Origin of the sequence: Flavobacterium potami, assembly GCF_020026915.1 — a bacterium.
Lineage (GTDB): Bacteria > Bacteroidota > Bacteroidia > Flavobacteriales > Flavobacteriaceae > Flavobacterium > Flavobacterium potami.
Map to the genome: position 1 here is coordinate 1,040,768 of NZ_JAINUY010000001.1, position 21,434 is coordinate 1,062,201.

Below are 21,434 nucleotides of genomic sequence, written 5' to 3' on the forward strand. Positions count from 1 at the left end.
TAGTACGTTGTTTAGTGTTTAATTTTAAAAATGAAGTCATGAAAAACGTGTTTTTAACTTTTGCTTTCTTATGCAGTGGCTTTTTGATCGCCCAGGAAGGTACAAATATGAAAAAAGTTATCACACCGCCCGAAGTGGTCAAAATAGCTTTTGAAAGAGAATATCCAGGAAAAGTAGCAGTTTGGTCTGAAGAATATGTAGGCGATGATGAAGATGAAATTCGATTTGAAGCAAAATATAATATAACCAATACAACCAAAGCGGTTGCGATTTACGATAATTTAGGAAACATGAAAGCATATGAATTGCAGATTCCTTTTAGTCAGTTGCCACCAAGATCACAAGCCTATTTAAAAAAGAACTATGCGCCAAAAGCGATCAGAGAAATTGCAATGGTTGTTGATGATAAAAAGAAAACAACTTATGAAGTAGGCGTGTCAAAAGATGCCAAATTTTACGACGTTGTTTTTGATAAAGATGGAGGTTTTGATGTCTCTATCGAAAAAAATTAAAGGCCTTACTAATTCAAATATATTTGAAAAGACAAACCCGATGAGTTTTAATGCTTATCGGGTTTTGTTTTTTTTGTTTCAAGTTTCAAGTTTCAAGTTTGACGTTTCAAGTTGATATTCTTTGTGTTTTTAACCGCAAAGAGCGCAAGTTCTTTTAACTATACGTATAGAAATGCAAAGTTCGCAAAGCTTTATGTAAAAAACTTTGCGAACCTTGCGTAAACCTTAGCGTTCTCTGCGGTTAAACCTGAAACATGAAACTTAAAACGTGAAACGTGAAACCTGAAACCTGAAACCTGAAACTTGAAACCCTTTAAAGCATCATTCCGCCAGAAACTTCGATTCTTTGTGCATTTATCCAACGAGAATCTTCTGTACATAAAAAGGCAACTACACCACCGATATCGTCAGGAAGACCAACTCTTCCTAAAGCGGTTACAGAAGCAATCTGCTGATTCATTTGTTCATTATCACGAACGACTCCGCCTCCAAAATCTGTTTCTATTGCGCCTGGAGCAACAATATTTACTCTGATTTTTCTTGCTCCTAATTCTTTTGCTTGGTATTTTGTTAAAGTTTCCATTGCACCTTTCATAGAAGCATACGCCGCATAACCTGGGAATGAAAATCTTGCTAAACCAGTAGAAATATTTACAATTCCGCCACCGTCGTTCATTACGTTAAGTCCTTTTTGAGTCAAGAAAAACGGACCTTTGAATTGAATATTAGTCAATTGATCAAATTCTGCTTCGGTTGTTCCGATGAAAGAATTGTGGATTCCGATTCCGGCGTTGTTTACCAAAAAGTCAAATTTGTCTGTTTTAAAAGTGTCTTTCAAAACCAATTTTATTTGTTCGTAGAAAGCATCGAAAGTTCCAGATTCTGCAACATTTAATTGTAACGCAGCCGCTTTTTGACCTAAACTTTCAATTTCTGAAACTACAGCGTCAGCTTCGTCTTTTTTGCTGTTGTATGTAATAATTACATCCAATCCTTTTTTTGCAATTGCAATTGCCATATTTTTTCCTAAACCTCTGCTACCACCTGTAACTAGAGCTATTTTTGTATTTACTGCCATCTTTTTTAATTGTTAATTGATAGTTGATAATTGATAATTGATAATTGATAATTGATAATTGATTAAGTTGTTAATTATCAATTATCCATTGTTAATTTTTAATTGCTCTCATGCATTGCATTAAAATGATTTCTCAAATCTTCTGCGCTTGCGTTTAATCTGGTTTCGCTTGTACCGAAAGTCAGTTCTTGTTTTCCTTCTTTTAATTGGTCGAAAATAGATTCGATAAAACTGCTTACGCTCGGATGTGCATCGTGAAGTCCAATTCCGCCTAAATCTGTGTTTAAAGCTGGTGGAATAATCTCTATTACTTCAATGTTTTTCTCTTTTAATAAATGACGAAGAGAAATCGTAAACGAACGGAAAAATGCTTTTGTAGCCGAATAAACAGGAACTTTTGCAAAAGGCGAAAAGGCCAATCCAGAAGTAGTATTCATTACCGTTTTAAGAGATGGTAACTGGATAAATAATGAAGTTAAATGTAAAGGAGCTTCAATATTGGTAGTAAGCTCATTTTTCATGTTTTCATAAAAATCAGCATCTGTTATTGTCATCCAGTTTTGAATTCCGGCATTGTTGACTAAAACATTTAAGTCTGGATGATTTGCTGCCGTCCATTCGTAAAGTGCAATACGATCTTCTTCTAAAGATAAATCACATACTTTGGTAATAATACTTGGAAATTTTGCTTTTACTTCATCTAAAAGAGCAGCTCTTCTTCCGCAGATAATTACCGTATTATTTTCTTGAATGAATCTTTCGGCAAGTCCAAGTCCGATACCACTTGCACCGCCTGTTATTAAAATTTTGTTGTTTGATAAATTCATTTTTTCGATCTTTTAATTTGATGAGACAAAGTTAGAAACGAAGCAGTGCTATAGAATTGTAAATATCAAACCGATGTTTGCAAAATTCAAATAAGATGTAAAAATTCCTCCCGATAGCAATCGGGACCAAATTCCAATTCTCATTTTATGTCATTGCGAGGAACGAAGCAACCATACTACAAAACTCTAAATTTTAATTCTCATTTTATGTCCTCCTGAGCGAAGTCGAAGGATCTCATGCTAAATCCGCACTGTGCGTGTCCTTCGACTTCGCTCAGGAAGACAAGCTTTGTGCGAGCTCTTTCGGAAAAAATCTAAAATCTAAAATCTGCAATCTAAAATTATGAACGGAAAGCTAACGGCGTATAAGTAGTTTGTTTTTTAAAGAAATTAGAGAAATGAGCTAATTCTTCAAAACCGAGAGAATAGGCAATTTCAGAGATATTCCAGTCTGTCTGCTTCAATAATATTTTGGCTTCGTTTGTTAGACGATTGCTAATTAATTCGGTGGTGGTTTTTCCGGTGTTTTCCTTTAAAACCTTGTTTAAATGATTGACATGCACAGATAAACGTTCAGCAAAATCTTTGGCAGTTCTCAATTCCAATCGCTGGTTTGGTGATTCAATTGGGAATTGTCTTTCCAACAATTCAGCAAATAAAGAAGAAACTCTCGCTGCAGAATTGTGTTTTGAGTATAATGCAGTTATAGGCTGTAATTTTTGTCCGAAGTGAATTAACTCTGCCACATAATTTCGGATTAAATCGTACTTGTAGATATAATCGGAGTTGATTTCTTTTTGTATTTTCTTGAAAATCAAAGCAACTTCTTCTACTTCTTCATCAGAAAGTTGAAAAATGGGATAACCGTCTGAAGCAAAAATCGGAAGTTCATCTAGATCGATTCCGCTTTTGCTTTTCGATAAAAATTCACTCGTAAAAACACAAAATTGTCCACCTTGATTGGTGTCTTGCGGTAAATAATTGTACGGTATTTTAGGTGTTGCAAATAACAATCCCTGTTTTTCGATTTCGATTACTTTATCGGCATATTCGGCTTTATTATGGCCTCTAATCAAACTTATTTTGTAATACGCTCTGCGATCATAAGGCATTCCGGGCTTGTCTTTTAGGCGTTCCAAAAGTTCTTTTATATCGAAAACATTAAAATGTCCAATCTCTTTCTGAATGTCGCTTGGAAGTAAAGAATTAGGTTCAACAGTTGAGCCTTCGGTGATGTCTTTGTAAAAGGAATCTAGAGATTTCATATCGTAGTGAATTGTAAAATTCAAATATACGAAAAAAAACAGGATTAGTTTTTTGGTGTTTCAGGTTTAAAGTTTCAGGTTGGGTTTAACCGCAAAGAGCGCAAAGTTTTTTCGCAAGGTTAGCAAGAACTATTATCGACAATTTATGTCTTCCTGAGCGAAGTCGAAGGATCTCTTGCTAAATCCATATTGTATGTCCTTCGACTTCGCTCAGGAGGACAAACAGTGTGGATAAATGAAAAATCTTTGCGAACTTTACGAAACCCTTGCGTCTTTGCGGTTAAAAAAGCTAAAACAAACTTCCCTGCACAAACTCAGGTTCTGGATTGCTTCCAAACCCAATCGAATCAAGTACAAAAAACTGCTTTTTCACTGGATCAAATTCTCTTAAAACAATTTCATTACACAGAAAATCAATATTAATAGTAGTAAAAAGCTGAGAAGCTATTTTAAGATTTTCAGGAGTTAATCTTCGTGCGATTGACATATGCGGGTCGTCGCTTTTTTTGAGATTTAAAGATTTCAGGGTTTCATGAATCTTTTTCATTATAGGTTTTAGATTGTTTTTGGTTTCTTCGTTTGGAGCTATAAAAAAAGCTCCTGCATTATCATAAGAACCAAAATGATCTAAATATGCTTGAGAAGGTGTAAAAGTGTCGCAGATTTTAATAAGCTTCTGCTTAACAGAATCGATTTGAGATTCGTCTATTTTGAATTCGCAAATCGTAATATGCGCTTCCGAATTGCAGCTGTTGTACCAGTTAATTTTGCTTTTCAAAAGGTCTTTCATTTCTTTGACAGTATCGACAACTGGTTTTGAGTAGAATACTATAGAATACGTTTTCTCCATTTTTTTAGGCTTTGAAATACAAATTTAGAGCTTTCCCTTCAAATGCAATCTATGTAAAATTTCAGATTTCAATAAACCGCTGCCGCCACCAAAATGTTCAATAACTTCAACATCTGGCTGGTGTTTGATGCAAAAAGAAGTAAACTCTTTTTCGACATGATTTTCGATTGCAGAACTCAAAAGAACGATGTCTATTTTGTGGTTTAAAAAGTATTCTTGGGCTTCTTTTTCATTGTTAAAAGACACACCATTCCAGTTTTCATCTGCATTTACAAGACGAAGTAAAATAGCTAGAATAGCTTCGTTTTTTCCGAGTAACAAAAATTCAAGAGTTTTCATAACATTTGATTTATTGTGAAATATACATATTTGTAGCTGATAATTTCCTTTACAAAAATAAAATTCAGGAAAACAAACCAACTTAATCTAGGATAAGAAATAGCATTTTTTTGAATGATTTCATCTCTTCTTGTAATTTTTGTAATTTTTATTTTGAGAATATTTTGTTAAAGTTGAAAAGCTAAATATTTGTAAAACAAAAAAATAACGTTTTTAAGAACATTTTTTTCCTAAAGATGAGGAAAACCGTAAGGTAATAGCTTGTTAGGATTTTAATTTTGCCCTGTAGAAATTTAAAAACGATGGCATTCTTTGCCTTTTTAGATGCCATCTTAAATTTTTATACTGTTTTTGGAGAAACATTTTTTTAGAATTGAATTTGACATATTCATTTGATCGTGGGTAATTGTATAACGTTTGCTATACATTAATGTCTAAATTTTTAAAGGTTTTAAGATTAAGTCGACGGACCTAATTTTAAAACCTTTTTTTTTAGAATAGAAGTGTAAGTCCAATTAACCAAAATTTTATGATGTCGGTGTTGAGTTTGAATTTTTGTGGAGAAAAACCATAAAAACTTTTAAAGGCCGCCGAAAAGTGTGAAACATCTTTATAGCCACATTTGTACGCCGCTTCGGTTACAGTCGCTTTTTTGTTTTGAAACAATTCTTTAGCATGTTCCATTCTTAATTTTATGATGTAGCTTTTGACCGTTGTGCCAAAGCAAGCTTTAAATCCTTTTTTTAATTTGAATTCATTTAGTGAAATAAGTCTTGAAAGTTCTGGTAGAGTAGGTGTGTTTCGATAATCTTTGTCTAGTATTTTTTTTGCTTCTAATAATTTGTTGTAATCCTCTTCATCAATTTTTTCTTCTAACGGTGGTTTGAGATTTATCGCTTCCAACTGATAGATTAAAAGTTCCTTGATTTTACTTTCAATGTAAATTCGTTTTAATGCACCTTGTCGTGTACAGCTTTTAATTTCGTGTGTAACCCATTGAATGGCTGGAGTAAAAGGAAGGTATTTTGATGTTAGATAGCTGGATTGTTTGTTTAAAATATTTTTTGAAAATTTTTCATGTAATTGCCAGTCTTCATTTATAATGTTATAATAAAACTCTTTTGAAAGAATTATGGATAGATAGTTAATTTGGGTAAAAGCAGGGACATTAAAAGTAGCTTTAAAATTGTCAGTGTAAAAAATATTATGCGTATTTTCTTTAGAATATTTGTCTCCTTCCAATTGATCGATCTTTGTTTCTACATTGCCGCTGTATGTAAAATTCATTATTACAGATTCCTCATCAATTTCAAAAATAATAGTTTTTGGGGTTGAGTAATACATCTGAGTTTCCAATACAACCAAGCCTTCTGTAATTAAATGTCGGCTGGTTATCTTTTCTGAATCTGCGTTTTCAATCTTTATATTTTCTTCTGTTAGAATACTTTTTGGGTAATATTTATCTCCAATTTTGATTTTAATTATTGGCGTTTCTGGCGTTAAAAGTGTGGCTTCGATTTTCAAAATTTAATCCGTTTTTACAAAATAATAATCCGTTTTTCCCTATCTTTTTTATAATGGTTGATGGTACTTTTGCGGCAAAGTTATTTATAATTAGTCTAATTAAAGATATGTCAGCTCAAAAATTTTTAAATTTTATTTTATTTTTCTTCTTTACGTTCTTATCATTTTCTCAGCAAAATCAAGGGGTTACGGTCACTGGGCAAGTCATCGAAAAATCTGGTCAGACGGTTCCGTTTGCAACAGTAGTAATAGAAAAAACCGACTTAAGTATGATTTCTGACGAAAACGGAAAGTTTATTTTCAGAAATGTTAAACCAGGAAAACATACAATCAAAGTTTCTGCAATTGGTTTTTCTGGCTTTAAAAAAAGCATTGAAGTTTCAGGAACTAGTGTAAATATTCCAATTCAATTAAACAGCGAATTGCAGGAATTAGAAAATGTATCGGTAATGGGGCGTTCGGCTGTTGATAAGGTCAATAAACAAGCTTATAACGTAACAGCTGTCGATGCAAAAAAACTGCATAACTCCACTTTAGATCTGGCACATGCATTAGATAGGGTATCAGGTGTACGTTTTCGTGAAGCCGGAGGTGTAGGGTCTCGATCAGAATTATCGATTAATGGATTTTCGGGGAACCAAATTAAAATTTTTATTGACGGTGTACCGATGGATAATTTTGGTTCGTCTTTTCAAATCAATAATATTCCAATTAACCTAGCTGATCGTGTAGAGGTTTATAAGGGTGTTGTACCAATTTGGCTGGGCGGAGATGCCTTAGGAGGAGCTGTTAATATTGTAACGAATAGCAAACCTCGTACCTATGTGGATGCTTCTTATTCCTTTGGATCATTCAATACGTTTAAAACTGCCATAAATGCTAGCTACACTTCAAAAAGTGGTTTTACCACGGAGATTAATGCATTTCAAAATTATTCGGATAATAATTACTGGGTAAATGTTGAAACTAATGATTTGGAAACTGGTAAATATTATCCAGAAACTAGAGTGCGAAGATTTCATGATAATTACCACAATGAAACTGTAATCTTTAATATCGGAATTACGGGTAAAAAATATGCCGATAAATTAATGATTGGTTTTACAGCCGGACAAAATAAGGCCGATATTCAAACCGGAGCTAGAATGGTTGCAGTATTTGGTGAAAGGTATAGACGTGGAAATACTTTAATGCCTACTTTAAAATACCAAGTAAAAGATTTGTTTACAAAAGGCTTGAATGTAGATGTAACAGGAAATTTTAATTTTGGTTATGAACAAACTGTCGATACTGTAAACAGACGATACAATTGGTTTGGGCAATATACACAAAACGCTGGACCAGGTGGAGAAGCCGGAAGATCTCTCTATAAATTTAAAAACAATAATGGAATAGCCACTTTCAACGCTACTTATGCCATAGGTGAACATCATTCGTTGTTAGTAAACAATACATTTAACACATTTGACCGCAAAGGAAGTGATGAACTTTATCCTGAGTCCGTAACGTATCAGCAGCCTGAAAAGCTACAAAAGAATATTTTGGCAGTTGGCTATAAGTTTGACTACAATCAAAAATGGAGTACCTCATTATTCTTAAAAAATTATGATTTAAATACTACTCTTACTAGAAGTTATAATCCTTCTGGAAACTGGGGAGATGTTGCCTATATGGAGTTAAATAATAAATCATCTTCTTTAGGTTATGGAGGAGCAAGCAGTTATTATTTAAAACAAAATTTACAACTAAAAGCTTCTTACGAAAAAACCTATAGGTTACCTACACCGAATGAGATTTTTGGTAATCCCAATGATAATTTACAAGGTAATAATAATTTAAAACCGGAATCGAGTAACAATATCAATGTAGGTCTTAGTTATCAAACTAGTTTTAATGATATTAATGCCTTAACATTTGATGTTAATGGTATATATCGAGACGCTACTGATTTTATTCGTACTGAATTTAATAATAATCAGAACAAAACTGTAACTGTTAATCAAGGAAGTGTAAAAACAAAAGGTATCGATGGAGAAATTCGATACTCTTACAAAAAGCGATTTACCTCTGGTATTAATATGACGTATCAAGATATACGTAATATGACCAAATATGAGCCAGAGCAAAATTATGTTTCCTACTACTATAAGGACAGAGTGCCTAATATTCCTTATTTATTCGGTAATCTGGACGGAACAGTTTTTTTTAATGATGTTTTTAAAAAAGGAAATAATTTGTCTGCGGGCTATAATCTTCTTTATGTACATGCTTACTATCTGTATTGGCCAAGTAGAGGAGGATCAAATGGTAAACACGATATTCCTACACAGCTTAAGCATGATTTAAACTTGGTTTACACAATGGCCAATGGAAAGTATAACATTGCTTTAGAGTGTCAAAACTTATTGGATAATGAACTTATGGATAATTTTTCACTTCAAAAACCTAGTCGTGCTTTTTATCTAAAGTTTAGATACTTCTTTAACAAATCGAACAAATAATCTTAATATAAATTTAAATACTTATGAAAACAATTACCAAATTACCTTTACTGTTAGCAGCATTTGCTTTCACTTTTGCTTCATGTGAGAGTAATGACGATAAAAATGAAGGAGCTAGTGGAGAAACAGGAAAATCAAAATATATAGTTACCGTTTCTACAGGAGCAACAGGAGTAGCAGATTATTTATTAACTGCTGACGACGTTACAAAGGGATCAATTACCACAGCAGGAAACGGATTAGAACAAGACGGTACTTATCGTTATTATTTAGCAACGCAAAACAAATTTTTTAGTTTCCTTTACGGTCAAGGAAATCCGGGAGCTGTTACTACTTATGGATTAACTGCGAATGGAGATTTAACTAAAACTTCAAATTTCCAAGCAGAGACCGTACAAGTTTTTGCACCAGTTAACAAAGATATTTTAATGGTAAAAGTACCTAGAAGTGGTGCTTCCATTTCTTATATGTATAAAGTGGATACCGATCAGTCCGTACTTACAGGAACTGTATCACAAGATACTAGACTTTTAGTTGGAAATAAAAATCCAGATTTAGCTGAAAGAGCTCATTTTACTTGGGCGACTCAGGTGGGAGATAAAGTATTTATGCCATATATGAAAATTAATGGTATTGCTCCAGATACTTTTGGATCAAGACATCCTGATAGTACTTGGGTAGCTGTATATAGTTATCCTGATTTAAAATTAGAAAAAGTAATCAAAGATAACCGTACAAGTTACTTAGGAGCTTATTTTACTAATGGATTGTTTCAAGATGAAAAAGGAGATGCTTATGGGTTTTCTGGAGCTATCGGAACTGCTAATAACGTAGTAACTTCTACAAAACCTTCGGCTGTTGTTAGAATTAATAAAGGTACTACAGAATTTGATAAATCGTACTTCTTTAATGTTCAGGAAAAATCAGGAGGTTACAAAATTTCTTCAACAAGTTATATCTCAAATGGTAAGTTCTTATTGTTAATGTACGGAACTCCAGGAACTAATTCCGGAGCTGTTAAATTAGCTGTTGCTGATGTGTACAACCAAACCTTTAAATGGGTTACTGGTATGCCAGAAGTATTAACAAGTGCTACTACTCGTTATAATATTGCAACAGAAGACGGAAATTCAGCTGTTCTTGGTGTAAATACTCCAAATGGAAACTGGATTTACACTATCAACGGTTCAACTGCTGCAGCGATACAAGGTATGAAAGTTGAAGGTGGTCAAATTACGGCTATCCAGAAATTAAAATACTAATATTTTTTTGCCGTAAGTCCTTTTTTATAGGGACTTACGGTTTTCTTATTTATCCTATTTATCTATTCCAATTATGTTTTCTTTTTCAAAACCAAAACCTAATACCCCAAAGAAAAAAAGTAAAAAGTCGCTTTTTAAGCGAGTTATGGCCTGGCTGCATTTATGGCTAGGTTTAGCCTCTGGAATTATTGTAGTAATTGTCAGTTTAACAGGCTGCATTTATGTTTTCGAAAATGAAATTAAAGATTTTATTGAAGACTGGCGTTTTGTAAAACCTCAGGAAAAAGCATTTTTATTGCCATCGCAATTGGTTTCGATTGCTGATAAAAAAATGAAAGACAAAAAAGCTACAAGCGTGACTTTTGGTGCAAAAGATGAAGCGGCGATTGTAGGGTATTTTGTGGAGAAAAAAGAAGGCGGTGAAAAAGGCGGTAGAGGAGAAAAAGGCGGAAACAAAAGAAGTGAAAGAAAAAAGGATTTCGCTAAAAATGATGGTGAAAAGGCAAAATCAGAAGTAAAATCTCAAGGAAAACCCGGACAAAAAGGAAAGGGGAAAGGAAAAGAAGAGAAACGCAAGGGCGGAAGAAGATCTGGAACTTTTATAAGTGTTTACATGAATCCGTATACGGGAGAAATATTGAACGTAAAAACTTTTTCAAGAGGAGATTCGCCAGATTTTTTCAGATGGATATTGAATGGACACCGTGCTTTGTGGCTTCCTTATGATATTGGAAGACCAATCGTAGGAGTTGCAGTACTGATTTTTGTTGTCTTGTTGATTTCAGGTATCGTTTTATGGTGGCCAACAAAATGGATTAAATCTATTATTGATAAAAGTTTTAAAATTAAATGGGATGCCAGTTTTAAACGTGTTAATTATGATATGCATAATGTATTTGGTTTTTACAGCTGTATATTCTTGTTTTTTATAGCTGTAACAGGCTTAGTGTGGAGTTTTGGATGGTGGAGTAAATCATTGTATTGGGTAACATCTGGAGGAAAACCGCTGACTGAGAATCGCGAATCTCCAAAATCGGATACAACTAATGTTAAGGAATTCAATATTACTACAGCAGATAAAGTTTTATTGAATTTAAGAAAAGAAAATCCGCAGGCATCTGGAATTTTAATTAGTATTCCCGGAAAACCTGCAGATCCAATAGGTGCTTTTGTTTATAAACAAAAACACACCTTTTACAATATGGATCGATATAGTTATGATCAGCAGAGTCTGAAAGAAATCTCAATCAAAACACCTTTTTCAGGAAAATATATCGAAGCCAATATTCCGGACAAAATCCGTCGTATGAATTATGATATTCATGTAGGAAGTGTTTTGGGACTAACAGGAAAAATTATTGCATTTTTTGCCAGTTTAATTTCAGCAAGTTTGCCAATTACAGGATTCATTATCTGGTGGGGAAAACAGAAATTTGGTAAAAAGAAACCTGCTGCAAAGCCAAAAGTAGCAAGTAAAGCAATTCCTGTTTCTAAATTGAAAAACATAGCAGAACAAGAAGTTACTGCTTAAAAATAGTAAACTGGTTTTTAATTCCTTTTCGTTTTTTTTTTTTTTGATCAAAAGGCAAAACTTTTTCAAGTTTTGCCTTCTTTTTTTTAATTGTAGCCGTTTGCTTTAAGCCATTCGATGCAATCTCTTGTCCAGAATTTACTCGTATCATTTACACCCAAACCAAAACCGTGACCTCCTTTTTCATATAAATGTAACTCGGCTGTAACTCCATTTTTCTTTAAAGCCAAATAGTAATTGATGCTATTTTCAGGTATAACAACAGTATCATCCGTGGCATGAATTAAAAAGGTTGGTGGTGTTTGAGATGTAACTTTCTTTTCGTTTGAAAATGAATTTATTAACTCTTGCGAAGGATTGTTTCCTAATAAATTAGTTTGTGAGCCTTTATGAGTGATATTGTTTTCCATTGAAATTACAGGATAAATCAAAAGCGAAAAATCGGGTCTAGCGCTTACTTTATAAGCAGATTCATAGACTTTATCATCATAATGCGTTGATGCCGTCGCAGCTAAATGACCTCCTGCTGAAAATCCTAGAATTCCAATTTTTTTCGGATCAATATTCCATTTTGAAGCATTTTGTCTGACATAACGAATAGCTTCCTGTGCATCTTGTAACGGACCAACATTTTTATTTTTCATTGTAATGTCAGTTGGCATACGGTATTTCAACACAAAAGCAGTAATTCCTAAACTGTTAAACCACTCTGCTACTTTTGTTCCTTCCTTATCAAAAGCTAAATGAGTATAACCTCCACCAGGACATATAATTACAGCAGTCTGATTGGGTTTGTTATCTTTTGGAATGTGAATGCTTAAAGTGGGTACAGAAACTTGACTGGTACTTTGTACTTTCCCATCTTTTAATTCTGGTTTTTCATTATAATTGGAAGCTTTAATTTCGTCAGGAATTTTGTTCCAAAGCGGAACTGTTTGATTTTGTGCATTTACACTGAATATTCCTGAAAAAAGAAGAAAACTCAATGTTATTCTTCTGTAAAATTCTTTTTTGTTATTTTTCAATTTGATATTTAATTAGTTGTTTTACAATGGTTTATTTTTACTTGTTGTAATAAATGTAACTGGGTTTAACGAGAATTAAAAATACTCGGAATTGCATTAAAAAATTAATGTTTTAAGTACAATTTTACCCCATAAAAAGGATGAATTTCACCTATAACCTTTTAACAAATATATTGTTTAATGTGTAATTTTGTATTCTTTTTTTTATGTAATCTATTAATTTAAATAGTTAAAATAATTTTTTATATAATTAATTTGGATTGTAGAGATTAAAAACTATATTTGTGCAATCGATTACATTGTTTCTGTTTGAAGGTGTTAATTTGTTGATTTTAATATTTTTAAACAGAGTCAATTGTTTTTTATTAGTATTACCAAAAATTACAAAACTATAATACCAAACTTACTATGAATCAAACCGAAACAGTTGCTGCAAATCAAAGCATCAAAACCACAGGAAAATACCGTTGGAGTATTTGCGCGTTATTATTTTTTGCAACAACAATCAATTACCTTGACAGACAAGTACTTTCTTTAACCTGGAGCGATTTTATTGCACCAGAATTCCACTGGACAAATAACGATTACGGAAATATTACAGCTCTGTTTTCTATTTTTTATGCTGTTTCTTTATTGTTTGCAGGAAGATTTGTTGACTGGTTAGATACTAAAAAAGGATTTCTTTGGGCAATCGGAATTTGGTCTATTGGAGCATGTCTTCATGCATTTTGCGGAATTGCAACTTCAGGAATTATTACAGGAGAATGGTTTGTTGGATTTCACGGTTCAAAAGAAATAATAAGTACAGTTAGCGATACAGCATTGGTAATCAATGTGAGTGTGGCGCTATTTATTTTTGCACGTTTTGTTTTAGCAGTTGGAGAAGCAGGAAACTTTCCGGCGGCAATTAAAACAACAGCAGAATATTTTCCTAAAAAAGATAGAGCTTTTGCAACAAGTATTTTTAATGCAGGAGCAACAGTTGGAGCTTTAGCTGCGCCAATTACAATTCCGTTTATTGCAAAATCTTTTGGCTGGGAAATGTCATTTATTATTATTGGAGCACTAGGTTTTGTATGGATGGGATTCTGGATGTTTATGTACGATAAACCAGAAAGACATTCAAAAGTTACTCCAGAAGAATTGGCTTATATTCAGCAAGATGATATTGAAGATAGTAAGGTAGGTTTCAAACCTGAAGCTAAAGGAAAAGTGTCTTTGGCTGATTGTTTTAAATACAAACAAACATGGGCATTTGCTTTTGGTAAATTTATGACAGATGGTGTTTGGTGGTTCTTTTTATTCTGGACCCCAGCGTATTTGAGTTCTGTTTACGGAATGGATTCTACAGAAGCGGCGTTCCCATTATTTGTACTTTATTTAATTACATTATTGTCAATTATTGGTGGATGGCTTCCAACATATTTCGTAGAGAAAAAAGGAATGAATCCGTACGAAGGAAGAATGAGAGCTATGTTGATTTTTGCCTTTTTTCCTTTATTGGCTTTAGTTGCACAACCATTAGGTTATATTAGTTACTGGGTTCCGGTAATTATTATCGGAATTGCAGGAGCAGCGCACCAATCTTGGTCTGCAAATATCTTTACTACAGTTGGAGATATGTTTCCTAAAAAAGCAATTGCAACCATTACAGGAATTGGTGGTTTAGCTGGTGGAATTGGTTCAACGGTAATCAATAAAGGATCAGGAGTTTTGTTTGATTATGCAAAAGAATCTGAAATGGTTTTTATGGGCTTTAAAGGTATTGAAGCTGGATATTTTATCATTTTTTCTATTTGTGCTGTTTGTTACTTAACTGGTTGGATTGTAATGAAATCACTAGTTCCAAAATATGCTCCAATCACTGATCTATAAAGAAAAATTAGCATAATTGAAATAATTTTTTCGTTTCAATTATGCTATTTAAATATAAAAATATAATTTTGTGCAATCGATTACATTAATTTAAAATTATGACAAAATATAGTTCAAGATACGCGTCAAGTCCAGAAGCAGTTAAAAAATATGATACACAACAATTGAGAGAAGAATTCTTAATTGATGATCTAATGCAAGAGGATGAAGTAGTGTTAGTTTATTCTCATTACGACAGATACATTGCAGGTTCTGCGGTTCCTGTAAAAGGGGATTTGGCTTTAGAAACTATTGATCCGCTTAAAGCTCCGTATTTTTTAGAAAGAAGAGAGTTGGGAATTATCAATGTTGGAGGAAGTGGTTCTGTAGTTGTTGAAGGAACTTCTTATGAGTTAGGTTTTAAAGATGCTTTGTATATCGGAGCTGGAAATAAAGAAGTGGTTTTTAAAAGTGATGACAGCAATAATCCTGCTAAATTCTATTTAAACTCAGCGCCAGCACATACAACTTACCCAACTAAAAAAGTAAGTTTAGCTGAAGCTAATAAATTACAGTTGGGAACAATGGAAACAGCTAATCACAGGACAGTTAATCAAATGATTATTGGAAGCGTGGTTACAACTTGCCAATTGCAAATGGGAATGACAGAATTAAAACCGGGAAGTGTTTGGAATACCATGCCGGCTCACGTTCACGATCGTAGAATGGAAGTTTATTTCTATTTGGATATTCCGCAAGATCAGGCAGTTTGCCACTTTATGGGACAACCACAAGAAACAAGACATATCTGGATGAACAATCATCAAGCAGTTATTTCTCCGCCTTGGTCTATTCACTCAGGTTCAGGAACTAGTAACTACACTTTTATCTGGGGAATGGCTGGTGAAAACTTAGATTATGGAGATATGGATGTTTGTAAAATCACTGATTTAAGATAAGATGACAAATTTATTTGATATAAAAGGAAAAGTTGCCCTTATCACAGGAAGTACACACGGACTGGGAATGGCAATGGCAAAAGGATTAGGTCAGGCAGGTGCAACAATTGTTGTAAACGGAAATTCTTCTCAAGAAAAAATTGATACTGCTGTAGCAGAATTAAAAGCTGAAGGAATTAATGCTGTTGGTTACAAATTTAATGTAACAGAAGAACAAGAAGTAAAAGCAGCGGTTCAGAAAATTGAAAGTGAAGTTGGGCCAATCGATATCTTGATTAATAACGCTGGAATTATCAAAAGAATTCCGCTTTTGGATATGGAAGTTTCAGATTTCAGAGAAGTAGTTGATATTGATTTGGTAAGTCCGTTTATCGTTTCTAAGCACGTTGCGAAAGGAATGATCGACAGAAGACAAGGAAAAATCATCAATATCTGTTCTATGATGAGTGAGTTGGGTAGAAACACTGTTTCTGCTTATGCTGCTGCAAAAGGCGGTTTAAAAATGCTTACGAAAAACATGGCAACAGAATGGGCAAAATACAATGTTCAGATCAACGGAATTGGTCCTGGATATTTTGCTACAGAACAGACAAAACCAATTAGAGTTGACGGGCATCCGTTTAATGATTTTATCATTAGCAGAACGCCAGCGGCTAAATGGGGAGATCCAAGTGATTTAGCCGGAGCAGCGATATTTTTATCATCCAAAGCAAGTGATTTTGTAAACGGTCACATTTTGTATGTTGATGGAGGAATTCTTGCAACAATCGGAAAACCTTCAAACGAAGAATAATTTTCAAATTATATTTAAAAAGACATGAGCAAGACATTCATAAACGATAATTTTTTATTAGAAAATAAATATGCTGAAGAGTTATACCACAATTACTCTAAAAATCAGCCAATCATAGATTACCACAATCACTTAAACCCACAGTTTATTGCTGAGGATAAAATCTTTGAAAATATTACTCAAGTTTGGATTAACGGAGATCACTACAAATGGCGTGCAATGCGTACTTTGGGAATCAACGAGCAGTTTGTAACTGGAAACGGATCTGATAAAGATAAGTTCTTAAACTGGGGAAAAACGGTTCCGTACACAATGCGTAATCCATTGTACCACTGGACACATTTAGAACTAGCTCGCTATTTTGATATTTATGATTTATTGAATGAAAAGTCGGCTGAGAAAATTTATTTAGAAACATCTGAGAAAATCAATTCTCCAGCGTACTGCACGCAAAACCTTCTTAAAAAAGTAAACGCTGAATTAGTTTGTACTACAGAAGACCCAATTGATACGTTAGAATTTCACCAAAAATTCGCAAACAACTCAACTGGAATTAAGATGAGTACGGCTTTCAGACCTGATAAAGCCATCTTAATTGCTAATGATGGTTATAATGCATATCTGGACACATTAGGGGATGTGTCCGGTATTGCAATTAACACATACGCTGATTTGCAGTCTGCTTTAAGAAAAAGAATTGAATTCTTTAATGCAAACGGATGTAAATTAAGTGATCACGGATTAAATCAAATTGATTTTGAAAACTTTACTGAGAGTGAAGTCAATGCTATTTTCAAAAAGAAAAGAGAAAACGGCGAATTGTCTCCAGAAGAAGTTTTAAAATTCCATAGTGCAATTTTGGTTTTCTTGTCTGAGACTTATCATGAGTTTGGATGGGTACAGCAATTTCACTTAGGTGCATTGCGTAACAACAATGCTCGTATGCACAGAATTTTAGGTCCAGATACAGGATGGGATTCTATTGGAGATTATCCTCAAGCACAAAAACTATCTGCTTTCTTAAATGCATTAGACAGTAAAGATAAATTGACTAAAACTATTATTTACAACTTGAATCCTGCTGATAACGAGGTTATGGCAACAATGATTGGAAACTTCAACGACGGAAGTGTTCGCGGAAAAGTACAATTTGGTTCAGGATGGTGGTTCTTAGATCAGAAAGACGGAATGACAAAACAATTGAATGCGCTTTCTAACATGGGCTTAATTAGCTGTTTTGTTGGAATGTTGACAGATTCTAGAAGTTTCTTATCATTCCCAAGACACGAATATTTCAGACGTATTTTATGTAATCTTCTTGGAGACGAAATCAAAAGAGGAGAGCTTCCAAATGATATGGAATGGATCGGAAAATTAGTTTCTGATATTTCATATAACAATGCAAAAGAATATTTCAAATTTTAATTTTTTTAACCATTAAGGCATTAAGATTATTTTTTTTCCTTGTGTTTAAGTTAGAAACTGAAAGATAATTAAGTGATTAGGCTTAATAAACTTAATCTTTAAAAGTAAAGAAAACATACAGTTAAGTTAATCATCTTAATCTCTTAATGGTAAAAATAAAAAATACCTTAATGGTAAAATATAAATAACATACTATGAGTAGAGTAGTTGCATTTGGAGAAATCATGCTTCGTCTTTCAACAGAGAGACACTTACGTTTTTCACAATCTACGGCATTTGGTGCTACATACGGAGGTGGAGAATTTAATGTGTGCGTTTCTTTGGCAAATTATGGCATCAACGCTGAATTTGTATCGAGATTACCTGAAAACGAAATTGGTTTTTCAGCATTGAAAGAAATGCGAAAAATGAATGTCGAATCTAAAAACATGGTTTATGGAGGAGAACGTTTAGGTATCTATTTCTTAGAGACTGGTGCAGGAACCCGCGGAAGTAATGTAGTTTACGACCGTGCGCACAGTGCCATGTCAACCATCCAAAAAGGAATGGTGGATTGGGAAAAAGTTCTGGAAGGAGCCGAATGGTTTCACTGGAGCGGAATTACACCAGCCATTTCAGAAAGTGCAGCAGAAGCTTGTTTAGAAGCAATTAAAGTCGCTCATAAATTGGGAGTTAAAATCTCATGCGATTTAAACTATAGATCAAAACTTTGGCAATACGGAAAAACGCCAAGCGAAGTAATGCCAGAAATGCTAAAATACAGCAATGTAATTTTAGGAGATATCGATACGGCTTATTTCATGTTGGGAATTCCAAAAGTAAATCCGAATTATCAGGACGAAAAATCGCTTCCAGCAGTTTACGATAAATTGTTTGAATTGATTCCGAATTTGAAAATTGCAGCAACAACACTTCGTTATTCTGTAAGTGCTTCTCACCAAAGAATTGGAGGGATTTTATATGACGGAAAAGCAATTCATAGTGCAGCTGTTAAAGAAGTAACGCCAGTTGTTGACAGAGTAGGAAGTGGAGATGCTTTCATGGGCGGACTAATTTATGGATTATTAGAATATTCAAATAATAACCAAAGAGCTTTGGATTTTGCAGTAGCAGCTTGTTGTTTAAAACATACTATTGCTGGAGATTACAACTTGGTTACACTAAAAGAAGTTGAGAATATGATTGATGGTGATGGTTCTGCATTAGTATCAAGATAATTTTAAAAAGAAAATGGCAAGATATTCAAGAATTGAAGTAGCTCAAACAATGAAAGATAACGGAATGGTTCCATTGTTTTTTCATTCGGATATTGAGTTAAGTAAAAAAGTTTTAAAAGCATGTTATGACGGAGGTTCCAGATTAATGGAATTTACAAGTAGAGGTGATTTTGCTCATGAAGTTTTTGGAGCTTTAAATAAATATGCTTTGGCAGAACTTCCAGGAATGATCCTTGGAGTTGGTTCTATAACAGATGCGGCTTCGGCTTCTTTGTACATGAGTTTAGGAGCAAATTTTATTGTAACACCCGTTTTTAGAGAAGATATAGCTATAGCTTGTAATCGTAGAAAAGTACTTTGGTCACCTGGTTGTGGTACTTTGACAGAAATTGCGAGAGCAGAAGAGTTAGGTTGCGAAATTGTAAAATTATTTCCAGCTGATACTTACGGTCCAGAATTTATAAAAGCGATAAAAGGACCTTGCCCTTGGACAAACATCATGCCTACTGGAGGTGTTTATCCAACGGTTGAAAGTTTGAGTTCATGGTTGAATGCTGGAGCAACTTGTGTTGGTTTAGGTTCGCAATTAATCTCAAAAGATATATTGGACAATAAAGATTTCGACGGACTTACTTCAAAAGTGAAACAAGTTCTTGATATTATAAAAGATATAAGAAAATAAATTAAGGGGTAATCATGCCAAACTCCTTATTTTATAAGTTTTTTTTAGATTTTTAGAGATTGTAATTGAACATTACGCTTGAAAAATTTAGTCTGCCATTCCTCACAGCGGACTTTATTTTACTCAATCGGGTGTAATGTTTCATTTACAATTTAAAAGGCAGAAATGAAGAAATAAGGTTTATAAATGGTTATTTATAACACAACTAACTTAGAATTCAAAATGAAAAAATTAAATAGAATAAATACAGGATTAGAAAAGTTACAGCCAATTAAGGTAGTGCAATTTGGAGAAGGTAACTTTTTGAGAGCTTTTGTTGATTATGCTTTTTACAGACTAAATAAAGAAGTTGATTTTAATGCCGGTATTGCAATAGTTCAACCTTTGAAAGACGGTATGGTAAATATGATTAATGATCAGGATGGTCTTTATACCTTGTTTATGAACGGAATCAAAAAAGGTGAAAAGATACAAGATATTGAGTTAATTGATAATATTGTAAAGACTGTAAACCCATATACTGAATTTACAAATTATTTAACTTTAGCTAAAGAAGAAGAACTTCAGTTTATTGTTTCTAATACTACAGAAGCTGGAATTGAATTTATTGAAAGTGATACTCCAGAAATGCAGCCGCCAGTGTCATTTCCTGCAAAATTGACGGTTTTATTATATGAAAGATTTAAACATTTTAATGGAGATCCTTCTAAAGGGCTTGCAATAATCCCTTGTGAATTAATTGATTATAACTCTGAGACACTTAAAAAATATATTTTACAATATGTTGATTTATGGAAATTAGAAGATGCATTTAAAACTTGGGTATCAGATGCTTGTACCTATCATAGTACTTTGGTTGACAGAATTGTTCCTGGATATCCAAGAGCTGAAATTGAAGAGTACAATAATAAATTAGATTATCAGGACAATTTAATTGTTGCAGCAGAACCTTTTTTCCTTTGGGCTATTGAAGGAGGAGATGATTTAAAAGCAAAATTGCCTTTTCATAAAACAGATTTGAATGTAAAAATCGTTGATGATATACGTCCTTTTAAAATGATTAAAGTTCGTATTTTAAACGGTGCCCATACGGCAATGGTTCCTTTTTCACTTTTGCATGGTAATAAGTTAGTAATGGAAACTGTTAAGGGAGATTTTACAGGAAAATTTGTAAATAGTGTTATTGGTGAAATTAGTGAAACTCTTGATATGGACAAAAATGAAATTACGGCCTATTGTGAGGAAGTAATGGACAGATTTAAAAATCCATTTATCAAACATGCACTTGCTGATATTGCATTAAATTCTGTATCGAAATTCAAAGTAAGAGTTTTGCCTAGTTTATTAGGATATATTAAGGTTAATAAAAAACTACCTGTTAATTTGACTTTTTCATTTGCGAGTTTAATTCGTTTCTACAAAGGAACTTGGAATGGTGAAAGTCTACCGGTTAAAGATGGCGAAGATATTACAACATTTTTTAACGGACTTTGGAAATCTGATGATTACGAGAAAATCGCTCGTTTAACATTACAAAACAAATCTTTCTGGGATCAAGATTTAACTGAAATTCCAGGATTAACAAGAGCAATTACAATTGCTTTAGAAGAAATAGATTCAAACGGAATTGAAGCTGGTTTCGATAAGTTTCAAGAACGATTAAAATAAATCTGTTAGATCAAAAATCTAATTTGATCTGCTTAAATCTTTTTTTAAATCTGCGTGAAATATTTTTAAGAATCGATTTTTTCACGCAGATTTATACAGATTAAAGCGGATTTACACAGATT

Annotated in this window: 18 protein-coding genes; 11 read left to right on the top strand and 7 right to left on the bottom strand. The window is 33.3% G+C overall.

Annotated features, from left to right (window positions below; translation table 11 throughout):
• Positions 1-107: 107 nt before the first annotated feature.
• On the top strand, positions 108-512 hold the full coding sequence (locus tag K6T82_RS04480; RefSeq protein ID WP_223704722.1) for a hypothetical protein: 405 nt from the start codon (positions 108-110) through the stop codon (positions 510-512).
• Positions 513-825: 313 nt separating this feature from the next.
• Here K6T82_RS04480 and K6T82_RS04485 read toward each other — a convergent pair whose 3' ends face one another.
• The 6 genes from K6T82_RS04485 to K6T82_RS04510 form a co-directional block, all read right to left on the bottom strand.
• Positions 826-1,590: an SDR family NAD(P)-dependent oxidoreductase gene (locus tag K6T82_RS04485; protein WP_223704723.1), complete on the bottom strand. Its 765-nt coding sequence runs from the start codon at positions 1,588-1,590 to the stop codon at positions 826-828.
• Between the two features lie 98 nt (positions 1,591-1,688).
• Complete coding sequence (locus K6T82_RS04490) at positions 1,689-2,417, bottom strand: SDR family oxidoreductase (RefSeq protein ID WP_223704724.1); 729 nt, start codon at positions 2,415-2,417, stop codon at positions 1,689-1,691.
• A 341-nt stretch (positions 2,418-2,758) separates the two neighbouring features.
• Positions 2,759-3,682, bottom strand: coding sequence for a helix-turn-helix domain-containing protein (locus K6T82_RS04495; protein WP_223704725.1), 924 nt, complete (start codon positions 3,680-3,682; stop codon positions 2,759-2,761).
• A 289-nt stretch (positions 3,683-3,971) separates the two neighbouring features.
• Complete coding sequence (locus K6T82_RS04500; RefSeq protein ID WP_223704726.1) at positions 3,972-4,532, bottom strand: 2'-5' RNA ligase family protein; 561 nt, start codon at positions 4,530-4,532, stop codon at positions 3,972-3,974.
• 24 nt (positions 4,533-4,556) lie between these two features.
• On the bottom strand, positions 4,557-4,871 hold the full coding sequence (locus tag K6T82_RS04505) for a hypothetical protein (protein WP_223704727.1): 315 nt from the start codon (positions 4,869-4,871) through the stop codon (positions 4,557-4,559).
• Between the two features lie 492 nt (positions 4,872-5,363).
• Positions 5,364-6,395 carry an AraC family transcriptional regulator gene (locus K6T82_RS04510; RefSeq protein ID WP_223704728.1) on the bottom strand — a complete coding sequence of 344 codons (1,032 nt, stop codon included), beginning with the start codon at positions 6,393-6,395 and terminating at the stop codon, positions 5,364-5,366.
• Positions 6,396-6,502: 107 nt separating this feature from the next.
• Here K6T82_RS04510 and K6T82_RS04515 point away from each other — a divergent pair, with 107 nt between their 5' ends.
• The 3 genes from K6T82_RS04515 (at position 6,503) to K6T82_RS04525 (ending at position 11,689) form a co-directional block, all read left to right on the top strand.
• Positions 6,503-8,896: a TonB-dependent receptor gene (locus K6T82_RS04515; protein ID WP_223704729.1), complete on the top strand. Its 2,394-nt coding sequence runs from the start codon at positions 6,503-6,505 to the stop codon at positions 8,894-8,896.
• A gap of 23 nt (positions 8,897-8,919) precedes the next feature.
• Positions 8,920-10,158 (top strand): DUF4374 domain-containing protein, encoded by a 1,239-nt coding sequence (locus tag K6T82_RS04520; protein WP_223704730.1) that lies wholly within the window; start codon positions 8,920-8,922, stop codon positions 10,156-10,158.
• Between the two features lie 145 nt (positions 10,159-10,303).
• Positions 10,304-11,689 (top strand): PepSY-associated TM helix domain-containing protein, encoded by a 1,386-nt coding sequence (locus K6T82_RS04525; RefSeq protein ID WP_223704731.1) that lies wholly within the window; start codon positions 10,304-10,306, stop codon positions 11,687-11,689.
• Positions 11,690-11,775: 86 nt separating this feature from the next.
• Here the strand turns inward: K6T82_RS04525 and K6T82_RS04530 are convergent, their stop codons facing one another.
• Entirely contained in the window at positions 11,776-12,714 is a 939-nt protein-coding gene (locus K6T82_RS04530) for an alpha/beta hydrolase (protein ID WP_223704732.1), read from the bottom strand.
• Between the two features lie 408 nt (positions 12,715-13,122).
• On the opposite strand from K6T82_RS04530, the gene K6T82_RS04535 reads away from it, so the two are divergent.
• From K6T82_RS04535 to K6T82_RS04565, 7 genes are all read left to right on the top strand, one after another.
• Positions 13,123-14,589, top strand: coding sequence for an MFS transporter (locus K6T82_RS04535; protein ID WP_223704733.1), 1,467 nt, complete (start codon positions 13,123-13,125; stop codon positions 14,587-14,589).
• A gap of 98 nt (positions 14,590-14,687) precedes the next feature.
• The gene (gene kduI / locus K6T82_RS04540) at positions 14,688-15,527 is read left to right on the top strand and encodes a 5-dehydro-4-deoxy-D-glucuronate isomerase (RefSeq protein ID WP_223704734.1); all 840 of its coding nucleotides are present in this window, start codon (positions 14,688-14,690) and stop codon (positions 15,525-15,527) included.
• A gap of 1 nt (position 15,528) precedes the next feature.
• Entirely contained in the window at positions 15,529-16,320 is a 792-nt protein-coding gene (locus tag K6T82_RS04545) for a gluconate 5-dehydrogenase (RefSeq protein ID WP_223704735.1), read from the top strand.
• A gap of 24 nt (positions 16,321-16,344) precedes the next feature.
• A complete protein-coding gene (uxaC, locus tag K6T82_RS04550; protein WP_223704736.1) occupies positions 16,345-17,745 on the top strand; it encodes a glucuronate isomerase in 1,401 nt (466 codons plus the stop codon).
• A gap of 194 nt (positions 17,746-17,939) precedes the next feature.
• Positions 17,940-18,962, top strand: a complete 1,023-nt coding sequence (locus tag K6T82_RS04555; RefSeq protein ID WP_223704737.1) for a sugar kinase — start codon at positions 17,940-17,942, stop codon at positions 18,960-18,962.
• A 13-nt stretch (positions 18,963-18,975) separates the two neighbouring features.
• Positions 18,976-19,644, top strand: a complete 669-nt coding sequence (locus K6T82_RS04560) for a bifunctional 4-hydroxy-2-oxoglutarate aldolase/2-dehydro-3-deoxy-phosphogluconate aldolase (RefSeq protein WP_223704738.1) — start codon at positions 18,976-18,978, stop codon at positions 19,642-19,644.
• Positions 19,645-19,866: 222 nt separating this feature from the next.
• Complete coding sequence (locus tag K6T82_RS04565; protein ID WP_223704739.1) at positions 19,867-21,312, top strand: tagaturonate reductase; 1,446 nt, start codon at positions 19,867-19,869, stop codon at positions 21,310-21,312.
• The last annotated feature ends 122 nt before the right edge of the window (positions 21,313-21,434 follow it).

Coding starts and splice junctions, on each gene's coding strand:
- K6T82_RS04495 (WP_223704725.1), bottom strand. CDS start 3,682: ATGAAATCTCTAGATTCCTTTTACAAAGACATCACCGAAGGCTCAACT.
- K6T82_RS04535 (WP_223704733.1), top strand. CDS start 13,123: ATGAATCAAACCGAAACAGTTGCTGCAAATCAAAGCATCAAAACCACA.
- K6T82_RS04545 (WP_223704735.1), top strand. CDS start 15,529: ATGACAAATTTATTTGATATAAAAGGAAAAGTTGCCCTTATCACAGGA.
- K6T82_RS04520 (WP_223704730.1), top strand. CDS start 8,920: ATGAAAACAATTACCAAATTACCTTTACTGTTAGCAGCATTTGCTTTC.
- kduI (WP_223704734.1), top strand. CDS start 14,688: ATGACAAAATATAGTTCAAGATACGCGTCAAGTCCAGAAGCAGTTAAA.
- K6T82_RS04485 (WP_223704723.1), bottom strand. CDS start 1,590: ATGGCAGTAAATACAAAAATAGCTCTAGTTACAGGTGGTAGCAGAGGT.
- K6T82_RS04505 (WP_223704727.1), bottom strand. CDS start 4,871: ATGAAAACTCTTGAATTTTTGTTACTCGGAAAAAACGAAGCTATTCTA.
- K6T82_RS04490 (WP_223704724.1), bottom strand. CDS start 2,417: ATGAATTTATCAAACAACAAAATTTTAATAACAGGCGGTGCAAGTGGT.
- K6T82_RS04515 (WP_223704729.1), top strand. CDS start 6,503: ATGTCAGCTCAAAAATTTTTAAATTTTATTTTATTTTTCTTCTTTACG.
- K6T82_RS04565 (WP_223704739.1), top strand. CDS start 19,867: ATGAAAAAATTAAATAGAATAAATACAGGATTAGAAAAGTTACAGCCA.
- K6T82_RS04480 (WP_223704722.1), top strand. CDS start 108: ATGAAAAAAGTTATCACACCGCCCGAAGTGGTCAAAATAGCTTTTGAA.
- K6T82_RS04525 (WP_223704731.1), top strand. CDS start 10,304: ATGGCCTGGCTGCATTTATGGCTAGGTTTAGCCTCTGGAATTATTGTA.
- K6T82_RS04560 (WP_223704738.1), top strand. CDS start 18,976: ATGGCAAGATATTCAAGAATTGAAGTAGCTCAAACAATGAAAGATAAC.
- uxaC (WP_223704736.1), top strand. CDS start 16,345: ATGAGCAAGACATTCATAAACGATAATTTTTTATTAGAAAATAAATAT.
- K6T82_RS04555 (WP_223704737.1), top strand. CDS start 17,940: ATGAGTAGAGTAGTTGCATTTGGAGAAATCATGCTTCGTCTTTCAACA.
- K6T82_RS04500 (WP_223704726.1), bottom strand. CDS start 4,532: ATGGAGAAAACGTATTCTATAGTATTCTACTCAAAACCAGTTGTCGAT.